The sequence below is a fragment of the Dactylosporangium vinaceum genome, from assembly GCF_019904175.1.
GTDB lineage: Bacteria > Actinomycetota > Actinomycetes > Mycobacteriales > Micromonosporaceae > Dactylosporangium > Dactylosporangium vinaceum.
This window is the reverse complement of sequence record NZ_CP061913.1, coordinates 3,888,252-3,903,237: the sequence shown is the minus strand read 5'-3', so window position 1 is coordinate 3,903,237 and position 14,986 is coordinate 3,888,252. Positions and strand designations below refer to the sequence as shown.

The following is a 14,986-nucleotide window of genomic DNA, read 5'->3' as shown; positions in this document are numbered from 1 at the left end:
TCTACAACGGGCAGTCGGACAGGTACCGCTCGGCCAGGGTGCAGGTGCCGGCGGTGAACTGCTCGCCCATGCCGCGGGCGAGGTCGGTGTCGGCGTGCGAGCCGATCCAGGCGACCAGCAGCAGCCGGCGCATGAGCACGAACGTCGGGATCTCGGCCTCCTCCGCCGCGGACAGCGGCCGCTCGGACCGGTACCCGTCGACCCATGCGGCGATCAGGGCCGGCACGCGCGGATCGTCCTCGATGAACGACAGCGCGGCGCCGAGGTCGTAGAGGAACCAGCCCAGGCCGCAGTCGTCGAAGTCGATCACGAACGTGCCGGAGTCGTCGACGAGCAGGTTGGCCAGCCGCAGGTCGGCGTGGATGAGGCCGTAACGGTCGGGGCCGGTGCCGAAGGCCTCCAGCCGGTGGCGCAGCGTCGCGTCCAGCCGGCCCAGCAGCCGCCGCTCGGCCGGGCCGATCCCCATGCCGTCCTGCCAGCACCCCCACCGGGCCTCGACGCCGAACGCGCCGTCGTAGTCCCAGGCGAACCGGGTGAACCGCGGCGGTCGCCGCCAGCGCAGGGCGTGCTCGTGCATGCGGGCGGTGAGCACGCCGAGCACGCCGAACGCGCGCTCCAGGTCGTCGTCGGGCGGCTCGGTCCCGGGCAGGTGCTCGAACAGCACGACCCGGCGCGGCTCGGCGGCGCCGTCGGCGATGGAGACCACGCGTTTGCCGTACACGCTGGGCAGGACCTGTGGCGTGCGAACGCCGGCGTCGGTGCGCAGCGCGTCGAGCCAGGCCAGCTCCGACTCGATCGACTCCAGCGAGTGGTAGCCGGTGCGGTGCACGCGCAGCACCGTGCGCCGCCGGGCGACCGGGTCGTCGACGGCGTAGGTGGCGTTCTCGCTGATGTTGAGCAGGGTCAGGGTGGCGGACGGGTCGACCGGGTAGTGGCGCAGCGCGGCCTGGGCCACCGCCAGCGGTGTCACCGGGACTTGCCGATCGCCGTGGCGGTGCGCTGCAGGATCTCGTCGGCGAGCTCGTCGCTGAGCAGGATGCCCGGCTTGAACTGCAGCACCCGCGGGTCCAGTGTGGAGAAGATCGCCCAGATGCCGTGCTCGTAGAGCTGCCGCATGACCAGCTTCGCGCCCTCCGGGTGGTCGAACTCCAGGCCGATGACGAGCCCGTTCTGGCGGATGCCGACCAGCCAGTCGGGGTACCGCTCGCGGATCTCGGCCAGGCCGTGCGCGAAGCGCTCGGTCAGCGCGGCGACCCGCTCCCTCGTGGAGGGTCGCAGGGTGATCTCGAGCGTCTTGAGCGCCGCGATGCACCCCAGCTCCGCCCCGCCGAACGAGGAGATGTGCCCGAACCCGTCCTCGCGCAGCCAGCCGGCCGCGTGCTCGGCGACCAGCACCGCGGTGATCGGGTAGATGCCGCCGGACAGCCCCTTGCCGGTGACCAGCAGGTCGGGGGCGATGCCGTGCTTGGTGATGCCCCACAGCTCGCCTGTGCGCATCAGCCCGGTCTGCACCTCGTCGGCGATGTAGAGGGTGCCGTGGCGCTCGCACAGCTCCTTGACGCCCTCCAGATAGCCGGGGGCCGGCAGCGGGAAGCCGTAGGTCGCCGGGATGGTCTCCATGATGACCGCGGCGACGTCGCCGTCGCGCAGCACCTTGGCCATCGCGTCGAGGTCGTTGAACGGGACCTGGGTGAACTCGTCGAGCCGGTCGGCGAGGAACATCCGGGTGAACCGGTCGTCGCCGGCGGCCACGGCCAGCCCGGTGTGGCCGTGGTACGCCTTGACGACCGACACGATGCGCCGCCGCCCGGTCGCGTGCCGCGCGGTCTTCAGCGCGATGTCGACGGCCTCGCCGCCGCCGCTGCCGTAGACCACCTTGCCGATCCCGGGCGGGGCCGAGGCGACGAGCGCCTCGGCCAGCGCGGTGCGGGCGATCGACGGGAAGTGATGGTTGCCGATGTCGAAGTGATCCAGCCCGTCCCGGACGGCGGCGACGACCTCCGGGTTGCGGTGGCCGAGGTTGTACGTGCCGCCGTTGAGGTGCACGTCGATGAGGCGGCCGCCGTCCAGGTCGTGCAGGAAGTAGCCCTCCCGCCGGTCGATCACCAGGGGCACGCCCGCATCCGACCAGAAGCTCGTCTTGCCCGGGTTCCAGTATCGGCGGGCCTTCTCCAGTACCTCGGACTTGTCGGCGAAGTGGAAAATCGTGCGCCTCCCCCGGACCGAATCGGCGTATTGGTACGGAGGTTTAGCAGCGCCCGCCGCGGCGGGTCAATCGGCGTCACACGGTTTTTACCTGCCCGTAGCGGGCCCGTGCGCAGCGGAATGGTCTGGTTCCATCCACCGTTTCACCAGACCTTTTCGTGAAGGCGAAGGGCACTGCCGTGACCACTCAGGAGAATCTCGGCACCGAGGCGATCAAGGACGCCCCGGTGCCCCGTGCGGGCAACACCCTCAAAGCGGGCGCGGTCGGGCTGGCCGGCGTGCTCTTCATGGCCGTCGCGAACGCCGCGCCGATCACCGCCATGACCGGCAACGTGCCGATCGCGGTCGCCTACGGCAACGGCATCGGCGCCCCGGCCGGCTTCCTGGTCGCCACCGTCGTACTGACCCTGTTCACCGTCGGCTTCGTCGCGATGGCCCGGCACATCACCACCGCCGGCGCGTTCTACGGCTTCGTCACCCACGGCCTCGGCCAGGTGTGGGGCATGGCCACCGGCCTGCTCGCCACCGTCGCCTACGTCGTGTTCGAGGGCTCACTGATCGGCATCTTCTCGTACTTCGCCCACGACGCCCTCGACAAGTGGTTCGGCTGGGACGTCAACTGGCTGCTGCTCGGCTTCATCGGCATCGTCGTCATCGGCCTGCTCGGGTACTTCGACATCAACATCGCCGCGCTGTTCCTCGGCGTGATGCTCGTCGCCGAGGTGATCCTGCTGACCGCCCTCGCCGGGTCGGTGCTCTTCCGCGGCGGCGGCCCCGACGGCTGGCTCGGCACCGCGGTCAACCCGCTGTCGGCGTTCGAGAACCTGCCCGCCGGTGGCGGCTTCGACCTGCAGGCGGCCGGGGCGCCGCTCGCCGCCGGTACCGCCGCGCTGGGTCTGTTCTTCGCATTCTGGTCCTGGGTCGGCTACGAGACCACCGCGGTCTACGGCGAGGAGTCGCGCAACCCGAAGCGGATCGTGCCGCGGGCCACCCTGATCGCGGTCGTCGGCCTCGGCCTGTTCTACACGTTCGTGTCCTGGATGGTGATCGCCGGCAATGGCCGCAAGGACAGCGTCGACCTCGCCGCCAACGACTCCATCGGCATGTTCACGAAGCTCGCGGAGCGCAACCTCGGCGGGTCCTGGATCACCTACGTCTACCTGTTCCTCATCGTCTCCGGCTCGTTCGCCTGCGCGCTGGCCTTCCACAACGCCGCGGCGCGGTACATGTTCGCCATCGCCCGCGATCTGCCGCTGCTGCAGCGCAGCCTCGGCGCGACCCACGCCAAGCACCACTCGCCGCACATCGCCTCCTTCACGCAGAGCATCATCACGCTCGTCATCACCGTCGGGTTCTACTTCCTGACCGTCGGCGGCGACGACCCGACCCGCGGCGCCTACATCTACGAGTACGGCCTGCTGGCGCTCGTCGGCACGATGGCCATCCTGATCGTGCAGTCGATCACCTCGGTCGCCGTCATCTGGTACTTCCACGTCAAGAAAACCCATCCGGGCAACCTGCTGACGACCGCGGTCATCCCGGCCCTCGGCGGCATCGGCATGCTCTACGTCGTCTACCTGCTGTTCAGCAACCTCGAGTTCGCCGGCGGCGGCGCGGCGGGATCGCCGTTCTTCCACGCCATCCCGTACCTTGTCTTCGGCACCTTCGCCGTCGGCCTCGTGGTCGTGTTCGCGCTGAGGATGCGCAGCCCGGCCACGTACGCCGCGATCGGCCGGCACGTCTTCGACGAGGCCAAGGAACGGGAGTAGCACCACACATGCACTGGAACCCCGACGCCGAAGCGGACCCGGCGACGCTGGTGTACACGTTCGGCGGCGCGGCGCCCGTGGCCTCGCTGGCCCCGGGCACCGTGCTGTCGACCTGGACCCGGGACTGCTTCGGCGGGCGGGTCCGCTCCACCGCGGACCTCGCCAGCCAGGTGTGCGACCCGCGGTACCTCAACCCGCAGACCGGCCCGTTCTACGTCGAGGGCGCGGAGCCGGGCGACACGCTTGTCGTGCACTTCCTGAGCATCGAGCCACGCCACGACTGGGGCGTGAGCACCACCGTGCCGTTCTTCGGCTCGCTGACCGCGACGGGCCTGACCGCGATGCTGCACGAGCCGCTGGCCGAGCGCACCTGGTTCTACGAGCTGGACCTGACCGAGCGGCTGGTGCGCTACAGCGCGCTGGACTCCGCCTTCCAGGCCGAGCTGCCGCTGGACCCGATGCACGGCACGGTCGGCGTCGCACCGCCGCTGGGCGAGGTGCGCTCCTCGCTCACGCCCGGCAGTTGGGGCGGCAACATGGACACCCCGGAGATGCGCGCCGGCACCACCTGCTACCTCGGCGTCAACGTGGAGGGCGCGCTGCTGAGCCTCGGCGACGGCCACGCCCGCCAGGGCGAGGGGGAGACCTGCGGCGTCGCGGTGGAGTGCGCGATGGACACCGTGCTGGTCGTCGAACTGCTCAAGGCGGTGCCGACGCCGTGGCCGCGCCTGGAGGACGACTCGTTCATCATGACGACGGGCTCGGCCCGCCCGCTCGAGGACGCGTTCCGCATCGCCCACACCGAGCTGGTCCGCTGGGTCGCCGAGCTCATCGGGCTGTCCACATTGGACGCCTACCAGCTCGTGTCGCAGGCCGCCCTGACCCCGGTCGCCAACGTGGTGGACACCAACTACACGGTCGTGGCGAAGTTCCCGAAGGCGCTGCTGCCCGGCGTCGACGTCATGGGCGGCATGCACCGCCGCCTCCGCGCCACCCGCAACCGGCGCCCCTGACGGCCGCAGGAGTGCGGGTCCGTCTACATCATTGGTCGCACACACGCTCGCCTCGATGCCCCACAATGCAGCCATGTCGACCCCGACCGATGCCGCGATCGCCGGCACCAACCACACGTCGTTCGGCCACCCGGCGGTGCTGGCCCCGGCGCCGCCCGCCGCCCCGGCCGCCGGCGCCGAATACGCCCTGCTGGTCCGGGATCTCCTCGAGACCGCGGAGCGGTACGACCGCAGTCTCGAGGTCCGGGCCCTGGCCGTCGTCACCGTCTCCGCCGTGCTGCTGCTGAGCCAGGTCGGCTGGGCACTGCTGCTGCGGGGGTCGAACTCGCCGGACGTCTCGGCCATCGCCGTCGCCCTGGCCGTTCTGGCCGTCGTCCTCCTGCTGGCCGCGGCCGCCGTCGCCGCGCAGACCGGCGCCGCGTGGCGGACCCGCACCATCGACCCGGCCACGCTGCCGGACGAGATCTGGGCGCGGTGGGGCCACCCCGGCGACGACCCCATCGCGAAGACCACCGCGACCCGCCTGGCGCTGTGGGCGGCCGCGCACGAGGTCGGCCAGCGCAGGGCGCGATACCTGCACACCGCCGTCAGCCTGCTGGTCACCGCCCTGGTCGCCGAGGTGCTGGCCGTCCTGCTGGCCGGCTGACGACCAGGCGCGTACATCGCTCGCCCCTTTCGGGTGCCTGCGAGCCGCCGCGGCATCAATGGTCGTTCTGCTGCCAGATCAGGAGCTGCCGGTGGTGACTGAATCCGTGACGCAGATAGAAGTCGACGGCGCGACGGCTGGAGTGGACTGTCACATGCGTCAGATTTCTCGTCTCAGCCTCGGCCAGGATCGCGGTGATGAGCGCGGCACCGACGCCCTGGTTACGGTAGTCCTCGCGCACCATGACCGATTGGACGTCGCCGCAGCGCCGGTCAAATGCGTCGTTGCGGGGCACCCGTTCGGCGATGTGCAGCCAGGCGGCAGCGACCACGTGCCCGTCGACTTCGCCGACGAACGGCAGGTGCGTCTCCGCGTGGGTCGCTATCCACTCGGCGTACGCCGCAAGTTTGCCCGGTTCGAGGCCCTGCAGCTCGGCAAGAACCGCCGCGTCCGTCGCTGCGGCTCGCCGCACGATCACCGGGTGGACCCCAGGCGGGCGCCGCACGGGATGAGACCGACGTCGCAGAGAGTACGAGCGAAGCCGTCGTCTTCGACGCTCGCGGTCTGCGAGGTGGCTGCGCGCCGGACTTCGTCCGGTGCGTTGCTCATGGCGACGGAGTGCCCGACGGCCGAGAACATGGCGATGTCGATCGGCATGTCACCGAACCCGATGACGCGTTGCGGCGCGACGCCGAGCCTTGCCAGCGCACGTAGCACTCCGCTCGCCTTGTCGACCGCCGGTGCGGTCACGTCCACGACTGCCGGACCGGCGTGATGCAGGACGAGTCGGGTGGCGCCGAATCCGGCCTCGTGCAGAGCCGCGATGAGCTGCGGGGAGTTCCGCTCCGGGTGACAGACGGCCATGGCGCAGGGGTCCACGGCAACGATCGTCGCTGCCGGAACGACGGCCGTGCGCCCCTTGTGCCGGGACGGATACAGCATCTGATACGTCGACGTCATCCACCATTGCCGCCCGTCGTATGCCGCAAGGCCGGCTGAGGGCCATCGCTGCTCGAGGAAAGCCGCCAGATCGGTCACGACGTCGCGGGGTATGGGCTCGTACCAGGCGAGCGCCGCTGTCGCTGGGATGTACCCGACGGCTCCGCTGCAGCACACCGCGAGTGTCAGAAAAGGCGCCAGCGTGTGCAGCGCGTCAACTCCGGCGGGCGTGCGGGCGGTCGCTGCGATCAACGGCACGCCATCATGCTGCAGAGCACGCGCGGCGCGCAGAGTCGCATCACTGATCGTGCCGTCCCGCCGGATCACCGTGCCGTCGAGATCCGTCACGACGGCGTCGAAATCGGCCATGTACTTCCCCCAGTCGGCGACTCAGCAGGCGACGACGAAGAGCCGGTCGGTCGTGCGGCGGCCCACGCTCGCACTGATCTCGATGCTGCTCAGCCCGCTGGCGTGCAGCATCGCGCACAGTTCCGACTCGGTCCACGGCCGCATGGCGAAAGCGTAGCTGGACCGCTGCCCCGCCGCGCCGGGCCGGGCCAGGTCATAGCGCTCCTCCACGTGAAGCGTTCCGTGTCTCCAGGTGCTGCGGGCGTGGAAGGTGAGCGACGCCCCGTCACCGAGGTCGACCCGCCGGGTACGAGTCACACCGTCAGCCCGCTTCCGGGACGCCTGCACTTCGCGAACGTCGAGGAAGAGCAGCCCGCCCGGCCTCAGGCTCTCGGCGAGGTGTTGCACCGCGGACATTCGATCCTGGTCGGTGATCATGTCGTTCAGGACACCACGACAGGTCACCGCGTCGTACGCGGACGGAATCTGCAACGTGCACAGGTCGGCCAGCAATGCTCGCGCTGACGGACAACGCCGGGCGGCCAGCGACAGCAGTTCCGCCGACGCATCGACAAGGTCGACGCGATGGCCTCGGGCGATGAGAGCGGCGGCATGCCGGCCGGTGCCACATCCCGCATCGAGGACTGAAGCCGGCCATCGGCCTGCGCTGCTCAAACGAGCATGCACCGCATCGACCCAGGAATCCACCGGATCATCGATCAGCAGGTCATAAGCATCAGCGTGCAGCGAGTAAAAAGGACGTTCGCGACTCGTCTTCGCTGACGCGGAGGTCACATTGAGATGGTACCTCGATCGCGTGGGACCTCTGACCTGAGCGCATCGCCTCGAAATGTCAGAACGACCCGGCCGGCGATCGCCGACCACTCGATCCTGCCTCCATCACCGCACACTCAGCTCGGCAGGACAGGCAGCCGCACCCTCGGCGAGGACGGCCACCGTCGGTGATGAGATCTGGCCTGCCGCCACGCATCCACGGCATGAGTCAGCATCCGAATCGGCCGGACAATGACTCCCGCATGTCCACTGCAAGGAGCGGGCCGCGAGCCCGGTACAGCAGCGTCAGTTCCTGCCGCAATTTCATCATGAGGCTGACGGGCTGTAGCGGCCGGTCGTCGGGAGCGTACCGGCGGGCTTGAGAGGCGCCGGCGAGCAGTGCGATGACGTCGCTGACTCCGATGTCGCTGCGCACCGCCCCTGCCTGCTGCGCCTGCCGCAGGAGTGTGGCCACGGCTTCGGTCACCTCCTCGGCGATTGGCGCGCCCGTCTCGTTCGGGTGGATGCCCAGTTCGGCCAATGCATCCACGAGTTCGAGTTTGGTTGCCGAGCCACGCACGACAGTGGTGAAGAAGTCGAAGAAGGCCGCCCCGGCGTCGGAGGATCTGGCGTGTTCGCGAGCGTCGGCGGCGACCCGGACGAGGCGCTCCAGGACAAGTGCCTGAAGTAGGGCCTCCTTGCTCGGGAAATGCCGGAAGACGGTACCGACACCGACGCCGGCTGCGCGGGCGATCTCCTCGGTCGAGGCGGCGGTACCGCGCTCGGCGAAGACCCGCTCTGCCGCGGCCAGTACCCGTGCGCGGTTCCGCTGGGCGTCGGCACGCAAGGGCCGGGCGATGGTCATCGGCCACCCCTTGTATCCGGAGTGATCAGTCCGTATGGTCTAAGCGGAGTCACAAGTCCGATTCTAGAGTCAACAGGTTCTACCGCAACGGGATGGAGACCGGCATGTGGCAAGCGATACTGCTCGCGTTCCTGGCCGGCGTGCTGGCCGCCAACGCGTACCCGCATTTCACCAAGGGCATCACGGCGCAACGGTTCCCGACCGTGTTCGGGTCCTCCCCAGTAGTCAACGTGCTCGCGGGCTGGTCAGGCCTGACACTTGCCGGGCTATGCCTGTTGGGCGCGCACCCAGTGCGGCATCCCGGCGGGGCGCTGCTTGGCCTGGCCGTCGGTGCGCTGCCGATGGGCCTGTTCCACGCCGCCGGCCGTACGATCGGCGCTCGCGACTGAACCCACCCCAGCCACCAGGTTGGAAACGGGCTCTTCGACGGAACCGTTGCCGGGTAAGCGATCGGGCGGCGTGTCGCAGCCCGGCATGGCGCGGCCACCGCGTGATCATCAGCTGCTGTGTGGACAACCGAAGATCGTGAGGTGGCCGCTGCGGCCAGGGTAGAGGCCGGCCAGGTCGAGGAGAAGCTGGGCGCGCTGATCGGCCGGATCGGCGCGCATTTCTCCCGGGTGGAGCCGGTACGGCAGGTCGGCAAGTACATCCGCGGGTTGATGAGCGACCTGCCCCGCAAGAACTGCTGGACCCTGGCCGAATACGCCGGAGACGCCACCCCAGACCGGATGCAACGTCTGCTGGAACGCGCGTCGCGGAACACCTTCGCCGTGATGCGCGCGGTGCGGGACTTCGTCGTGCAGCACCTGGCCGACCCGCACGCACCAGCGGTACTGGTGCTGGATGAAGGCGGGCAGGAGAAGTCGGGCACGGCCCCACCGCCGGGGTCAAAAGGCAGTACGTCGGCTGTGCCGGCAAGGTGTCCAACGCGGTCAACTTCGTCAACGCCACCTACAGCACACCGCGCGGCCACGCCCTGATCGGCTCCAGGTTGTACATTCCCGCCGAACACTTCCACGACCAGGCCAGACGCCAGGCCATGGGTATCGACGCCGGTCACGAGTGCAAGTCCAGGCCGCGTTGGGCTGCGAGCTGCTCACCGACGCCGTCGACGCCGGCGTCCGGGTGGACTGGTGTACCGCCGATGCGGTCTACGGCCGCGACCGTGGCCTGCGCGAGGAGTGCGAGGAACGAGGTATCGGCTACAGCCTGGGCGTACCCTGCTCGGTTCGGATCCGGCTGCCATCGAAGACCGTTGTCCGCGCCGACGCCACGGTGAGCATGATCCCCGCGCGGGCCTGGCAGATCGCCTCCTGCGGCCCGGGCTCCAAAGGAGACCACCGCTACGCCTGGGCGTGGCTGACGGTCTCCCGCCGACCGTCATGACCGCCCCGGCCTCATGTTTTCCTGACCGCATTCATGGCCAGTTCGACGATCACTGCTTGGGAACGGTCCGGGGTAGGTAGGCGGTCTCGCGATCATTGGTTTCCGGCGAGCGGGTCATGAGCGTCAGGCCGACGACGGCGAGCAGGCCGAAGGCGGCCGGGATTGCGAAGACGTGCGGCAGGCCGATGACGGCGGCGCCGATGCCTCCGGCGGCGCCGCCGAGGGCTGATGCGAGCGCGGTACAGCTGAGGAAGATGGCGGAGGCCGTCGCGACCGCGGTCGGCAGGAGGCGTTGGGCGACGATGACGCCGAGGGCGGCGAAGATGCCCCACACGGCGCCCATGAGGATCTGCCCGGCGAAGAGCCCGGCCGCGGTACCGGTGACGGCGAAGCAGATGTTGGCCGCGACCCCGAAGCCCGCGCCGAGGACCATCAGCCGCATCATGCCGGTCCGGCGGGCGATCAGGACGGCGAGCGGCATGAGCACGATCTCGACGAGCGGCTGGATGCCGATGACCGCCCCGCTCAGCCCGGCGGCGAGGTGCAGCCGGTCGTGCATGTAGATCGGCAGGTACGCGTACTTGATCGGCTCACCGGTGTACACGAGCACGTACATGGTCGTGAAGGTCAGCAGCGGCAGCATCGCCCGCAGGCCCGGGCTGCGGCCGGCCGGGCCCGCAGCGTCGCCGGCCGGGGGTGCGCCGGCCCCGGTCCGCAGCGTGCCGAGCGGCACCACCTGGGCGAGGGTGCAGATCGCCGTCGCGACGAGCATGGTGCGCAGTGACGTCTGGGCGGCCAGGAACGATCCGGCGACCGGGCCGATCACCCAGCCGCCGGTCAGGGCCATCCGCACGACGGCGACCACCCCGTCGTTGCCCGCGTCCGGGTGGGCCTGCTGCTCGTCGTGGACGGCGGCGAAGAGCTGCGACGTGGCGGCGCCGCCGAACCCGCCGATGACCGCGCTGACGACGTAGGGCATCCACAGTTGGGTGGAGTACGCGATGGCCAGCCAGCCCAGGAACCCGGCGACTGCGCAGATGCGGAACAGTCCCAGGCGGCGGCCGGTACGGTCGGAGCGCCGGCCGACCAGATACCCGGCCAGCGGCGCCGTCAGGTTGGTCAGGTAGAACAGGCCGGCCGCGGTGAGCGACGCGTGCAGGTCGTCGACCAGGAACAGTGCGATCTGCGGGGCGGCGGCGGAGAACCCGAGCGCCGACAGGAACACCGCGATCGTGGCCCCCCGATAGAGCGGCGAGGCGAGCGTCAGCCGCAGCGCCGACGTGCGCGCCGGCGGCTCGTCCACGGTCACGTCCACGCGTTCGACGTGCTCGGGAAGGGTCATCCGCCGCTCGCTTCCATCCGGGTCGGGGCAACGACCCCGGCGGGATTCTTCCAGTGGAAGAATCCCGCGACAAGGGCCGTCTCAGTGCTCCCCGGCTCCCGGCGGCGGCGCCGATGGCAGCAGCCGCTCCAGCAGGGTCAGCGCGCGCCGAACGTCCACCGTGTCGGGGTCGAGCAGCCACTGCAGTTGCAGACCGTCGGACGCGGCGATCACCAGGGCGGCGGCATCGTCGGGATCGATGTCCGCCGCGATCGTGCCGGATCGCTGACCCGACCTGATCCGTTCGGCGAGCTGGGCGCGCAGCTGCCGGAAGCGGTCCTGGACGAACTGTCGGGTCAGCGGATGCTCAGTGCCGTGCAGGGCGTCGGTGGTGAGTGTGGCGTACAGCTCGACCAGGCCAGGAATCGACCGGTTGCGCTCAGCGCTGCGTTCGATCACCGCGATCGCCGAGACCGCATCGGGCTCGGGAGCTTCGTGCTCCAGCCGCTCGTGCCTCCGGTACACCTCGACCAGCAACTCGTCCCGAGAGGCAAAGTAGTAGCGCAGCGCCGCGTGCGTGACACCGATCGCGTCACCGATCGCCCGCAGCGACGCCCCCACCCCACGCTCAGCGAACAGCTCGATCGCCCGGGACAGGATCTCCGCGCGCCGCTGCGACGCCTTCCGGTACGACCGCTCCCGACCCTGCACACGACCCTGCTCCACCCGCGAATCCTACGGAGAACATCGGAGCCCGGGGAAGCGACGTCGGCGGGTCACCGGCGGCGGCCGCCGGCACCTCCAGCGGCGAGGGGGGAGCCACCCAGCACGGCGCGGCGCGGCGGTTCGTACCCGCCACCGGGACCCCTCAGTTCTCCGGGATCGGTCGGCCGAACGCGGCCAGGGTGACGTCGGTGGGTTCCGGGCCGCCGCGCTTGCCGGTGTCCAGGCCGTCGATCGCGGCGAGCTGCTCGCCGGTGAGGTCGAAGTCGAAGACGTCGATGTTTTCCGTGATGCGCTGCGGGCGCACGGATTTGGGGATGGCCGAGCGGCCCTGCTGCAGGTGCCAGCGCAGCATCACCTGTGCCGGCGTCTTGCCGTGCGCCTTCGCGATCTCCGCGATCACCGGGTCCTCGAGTGTGCTGCGGTGACCGCTGTCACGGTAGAAGGTGATCCCGCCGATCGGCGCCCACGCCTGGGTGAGGATGCCGTGCCCGGCGCCGAACGCCTGCACGTCGCGTTGCTGGAAGTACGGGTGGACCTCGATCTGGTTGACCGCGGGCACCACCGTCGCGGTGTCGAGGAGCCGGGTGAGGTGCTCGACCATGAAGTTACTGACGCCGATGGCGCGGACCCTGCCGTCGGCGAGCAGGGTCTCCAGGGCCCGGTACGCGTCAAGGGTCTTGCCGAACTCCGACGGCAGCGCCTGGTGCAGGATCAGCAGGTCGATCTGCTCCACCCCCAGTTTCCGGGCGCTTTTGTCGAAGCCGTGCAGCGTCTGGTCGTAGCCGTAGTCGCTGATCCAGATCTTCGTCTCCACGACGATGTCGGACCGGTCGATACCGGAGGCGGCGATGGCCTCGCCGACCTGGCGTTCGTTGCCGTAGGCGGCGGCGGTGTCGATGTGCCGGTAGCCGGCCTCGAGCGCCGCGGTGACGGTTGTGCGGGTCTCGTCCGGCGGGGTCTGGAAGACACCGAACCCGAGGGCGGGCATTACGACGCCGTTGTTCAGGGTCAGTTGCGAAGGTGCGGTCACTGCCGGGCTCCTTGTGGGTCGTACTCCTCGTACGCCGCGGTGTCCTCGGCGCCGGAGAGCGGCTGCACACGGACGTCGCCGGTGAAGTTCTCGGCCGGGCCGGGCGTGGACGGCTGCGAGCCGCTGCTGGTGATCATCGGCGGCGGGCCTCCTGGTTCAAGTAGGGGCTGACCCAGCCGTTGTCGGCCGGATTCAGGGTGATGCCGGGCGGCACGATCTCGTCGATCCGGTCGAGGACGTCGTCGGTGAGTTCGAGGTCGGCGGCGGTGAGCTGGGACTCGAGGTGCTCCATGGTGCGCGGGCCGATGATCGCCGACGTGACGCCCGGGTGGCGCAGCACGAATGCGATCGCCAGGTCGATCAGGCTGACGCCGGTCTGCTCGGCGAGCGTGGCGAGGGCGTCGGCGGCGTCGAGCTTGCGCTGGTTCTCCGGCCGGGACAGGTCGAACCGGTTGGCCAGCCGCTTGCGGGCCTCGGACATCGGCCCGGAGTGCTCGGCCTTGCGGTAGCGGCCGGACAGCCATCCGCCGGCGAGGGGGCTGTAGGAGAGCACGCCCATGCCGTACCGCTGCGTCAGGGGCAGGATCTCGTGCTCGATCTGCCGGGTCAGGATCGAGTAGGTGGGCTGCTCGGTGACGAACCGCTCCCGGCCCCGGTCCCGGGCGATGTACTGCGCGTCGACGAGCGCGGAGGCGGGGAAGGTGGAGTGGCCGATGTAGCGGACCTTGCCCGCGCGGACGAGATCGGTGAGGGCGCCGAGGGTCTCGTCGAGGTCCACGGCCGGGTCGTAGCGGTGCATCTGGTACAGGTCGATGTGGTCGGTGCCGAGCCGCCGCAGCGAGTGCTCGACCTCGGTCATGATCCACCGGCGGGACCCGCCGCGGTGATTGGGGTCGTCGTCGAACGGCATGAAGAACTTCGTCGCCAGGACCACGTCGTCGCGGCGGCCCTTGAGGGCCTTACCGACGATCGCCTCGCTCTCGCCCTGGGAGTACACGTCGGCGGTGTCGACGAAGTTGATCCCGGCGTCGAGGGCACGGTGGATGATGCGGATGCTCTCGTCGTGGTCCTTGGTGCCCCACGCGCCGAACATCATGGTGCCGAGGCACAGGTTGCTGACCTGGACGCCGGTGCGCCCGAGCGGGCGGTACTGCATGATCTACTCCTTGCCCGAGTCGTTGCCCGAGTCGTTGGTTGCAGCCGGGACGACCTCGTCGATGAGCCGGATCGCGTTGAGCGTGCGCGGGTAGCCGATGAACGGCAGCAGTTGCGTGGCGACGCTGAGCAGGACCCGGCGGTCGTTGCCGACATTGCCATTCGCGGCCACGTGACCTTTCGCCTGCGGTTCGCAGCCGCCCATCGCGATGAGCATGGCGAAGGTGAGCAGTTCGCGGGTGCGCAGGTCGAGGCCGCCGCGGGTGTAGTGGTCCCCGAAGCAGTTGCCGGAAAGGTACCGCTGGATGTGCGTGGTGTCGGCCGGCGCGGCGGCGTACATGGCCTCGACAGTGCCGGCACCGACGATTTCCTTTTGCACCGCGAGACCGTCCTCCATGCGGGTTTCGGGCGTGGTGGTCGATTGGCCTTCGAGTGGCAGTTCGACGCCGTGGGCGGTCAGGATGTCGTTGGTGGCGTGCAGGAAGTCGAAGACCCTGCCCATGCCGGCGTACGGCACGGCCTGATACACGATCTCCTTCGCTTCGACCGGCGTGACGCCGACGGTGAGGGCGGCGCCGAGCATGATCCGGTACTCGCTGAGACCCTGCACGGCGATGAGCGCGGCGAGCTGCACCATGAGGCGGGTGCGGGTGTCGAGGGTGCCGTAGCGCAGGACCTCGTCGAAGGCGAAGTTGTCGAAGTACTCGATCAGCTCCGGGTCGGTGACCGCGAGGGTCGACACGTGCCCGGGGAACAGTTCGTCGTGATGCTGGCGAGCCTGCTCGTTGGGTGCCACAGCCAAATGTCCT

General features: G+C 69.8%; 18 protein-coding genes. 6 read left to right on the top strand and 12 right to left on the bottom strand.

What is annotated here, in order from left to right; genetic code table 11:
* Position 1: 1 nt before the first annotated feature.
* Positions 2-970 carry a phosphotransferase enzyme family protein gene (locus Dvina_RS17480; RefSeq protein WP_223103528.1) on the bottom strand — a complete coding sequence of 323 codons (969 nt, stop codon included), beginning with the start codon at positions 968-970 and terminating at the stop codon, positions 2-4.
* The gene (locus tag Dvina_RS17475; RefSeq protein ID WP_223103527.1) at positions 967-2,115 is read right to left on the bottom strand and encodes a class-III pyridoxal-phosphate-dependent aminotransferase; all 1,149 of its coding nucleotides are present in this window, start codon (positions 2,113-2,115) and stop codon (positions 967-969) included. Before Dvina_RS17475 ends, Dvina_RS17480 begins: the two co-directional genes overlap by 4 nt.
* A 269-nt stretch (positions 2,116-2,384) precedes the next feature.
* On the opposite strand from Dvina_RS17475, the gene Dvina_RS17470 reads away from it, so the two are divergent.
* From Dvina_RS17470 to Dvina_RS17460, 3 genes are all read left to right on the top strand, one after another.
* Positions 2,385-3,974, top strand: a complete 1,590-nt coding sequence (locus Dvina_RS17470) for an APC family permease (protein ID WP_223103526.1) — start codon at positions 2,385-2,387, stop codon at positions 3,972-3,974.
* A gap of 8 nt (positions 3,975-3,982) precedes the next feature.
* Positions 3,983-4,987 carry an acetamidase/formamidase family protein gene (locus Dvina_RS17465; RefSeq protein ID WP_223103525.1) on the top strand — a complete coding sequence of 335 codons (1,005 nt, stop codon included), beginning with the start codon at positions 3,983-3,985 and terminating at the stop codon, positions 4,985-4,987.
* Between the two features lie 73 nt (positions 4,988-5,060).
* Positions 5,061-5,633 carry a hypothetical protein gene (locus Dvina_RS17460; protein WP_223103524.1) on the top strand — a complete coding sequence of 191 codons (573 nt, stop codon included), beginning with the start codon at positions 5,061-5,063 and terminating at the stop codon, positions 5,631-5,633.
* Between the two features lie 55 nt (positions 5,634-5,688).
* Here the strand turns inward: Dvina_RS17460 and Dvina_RS17455 are convergent, their stop codons facing one another.
* From Dvina_RS17455 to Dvina_RS17440, 4 genes are all read right to left on the bottom strand, one after another.
* A complete protein-coding gene (locus tag Dvina_RS17455; RefSeq protein ID WP_246656278.1) occupies positions 5,689-6,111 on the bottom strand; it encodes a GNAT family N-acetyltransferase in 423 nt (140 codons plus the stop codon).
* On the bottom strand, positions 6,108-6,941 hold the full coding sequence (locus Dvina_RS17450) for an HAD family hydrolase (RefSeq protein ID WP_223103523.1): 834 nt from the start codon (positions 6,939-6,941) through the stop codon (positions 6,108-6,110). Before Dvina_RS17450 ends, Dvina_RS17455 begins: the two co-directional genes overlap by 4 nt.
* 21 nt (positions 6,942-6,962) lie before the next feature.
* Positions 6,963-7,715 carry a class I SAM-dependent methyltransferase gene (locus Dvina_RS55745; RefSeq protein WP_223103522.1) on the bottom strand — a complete coding sequence of 251 codons (753 nt, stop codon included), beginning with the start codon at positions 7,713-7,715 and terminating at the stop codon, positions 6,963-6,965.
* Positions 7,716-7,923: 208 nt separating this feature from the next.
* The gene (locus Dvina_RS17440) at positions 7,924-8,559 is read right to left on the bottom strand and encodes a TetR/AcrR family transcriptional regulator (RefSeq protein WP_223103521.1); all 636 of its coding nucleotides are present in this window, start codon (positions 8,557-8,559) and stop codon (positions 7,924-7,926) included.
* Positions 8,560-8,651: 92 nt separating this feature from the next.
* On the opposite strand from Dvina_RS17440, the gene Dvina_RS17435 reads away from it, so the two are divergent.
* The 3 genes from Dvina_RS17435 (at position 8,652) to Dvina_RS55740 (ending at position 9,838) form a co-directional block, all read left to right on the top strand.
* Positions 8,652-8,948 (top strand): hypothetical protein, encoded by a 297-nt coding sequence (locus Dvina_RS17435; RefSeq protein WP_223103520.1) that lies wholly within the window; start codon positions 8,652-8,654, stop codon positions 8,946-8,948.
* 117 nt (positions 8,949-9,065) lie between these two features.
* Positions 9,066-9,539, top strand: a complete 474-nt coding sequence (locus Dvina_RS17430) for a hypothetical protein (protein WP_223103519.1) — start codon at positions 9,066-9,068, stop codon at positions 9,537-9,539.
* Positions 9,479-9,838, top strand: coding sequence for a hypothetical protein (locus Dvina_RS55740; RefSeq protein ID WP_223105576.1), 360 nt, complete (start codon positions 9,479-9,481; stop codon positions 9,836-9,838). Before Dvina_RS17430 ends, Dvina_RS55740 begins: the two co-directional genes overlap by 61 nt.
* 156 nt (positions 9,839-9,994) lie before the next feature.
* Here the strand turns inward: Dvina_RS55740 and Dvina_RS17420 are convergent, their stop codons facing one another.
* From Dvina_RS17420 to Dvina_RS17395, 6 genes are all read right to left on the bottom strand, one after another.
* Positions 9,995-11,287: an MFS transporter gene (locus Dvina_RS17420; protein WP_223103518.1), complete on the bottom strand. Its 1,293-nt coding sequence runs from the start codon at positions 11,285-11,287 to the stop codon at positions 9,995-9,997.
* A gap of 81 nt (positions 11,288-11,368) precedes the next feature.
* Positions 11,369-11,992, bottom strand: a complete 624-nt coding sequence (locus Dvina_RS17415) for a TetR/AcrR family transcriptional regulator (RefSeq protein ID WP_223103517.1) — start codon at positions 11,990-11,992, stop codon at positions 11,369-11,371.
* A 142-nt stretch (positions 11,993-12,134) separates the two neighbouring features.
* Positions 12,135-13,022, bottom strand: coding sequence for an aldo/keto reductase (locus Dvina_RS17410; RefSeq protein ID WP_246656276.1), 888 nt, complete (start codon positions 13,020-13,022; stop codon positions 12,135-12,137).
* Positions 13,019-13,159 (bottom strand): hypothetical protein, encoded by a 141-nt coding sequence (locus Dvina_RS17405; RefSeq protein WP_223103516.1) that lies wholly within the window; start codon positions 13,157-13,159, stop codon positions 13,019-13,021. The genes Dvina_RS17410 and Dvina_RS17405 overlap by 4 nt, the downstream gene beginning before the upstream one ends.
* The gene (locus tag Dvina_RS17400; protein ID WP_223103515.1) at positions 13,156-14,178 is read right to left on the bottom strand and encodes an aldo/keto reductase; all 1,023 of its coding nucleotides are present in this window, start codon (positions 14,176-14,178) and stop codon (positions 13,156-13,158) included. Before Dvina_RS17400 ends, Dvina_RS17405 begins: the two co-directional genes overlap by 4 nt.
* A 3-nt stretch (positions 14,179-14,181) precedes the next feature.
* On the bottom strand, positions 14,182-14,973 hold the full coding sequence (locus Dvina_RS17395; RefSeq protein WP_223103514.1) for a carboxymuconolactone decarboxylase family protein: 792 nt from the start codon (positions 14,971-14,973) through the stop codon (positions 14,182-14,184).
* Between the last annotated feature and the right edge of the window lie 13 nt (positions 14,974-14,986).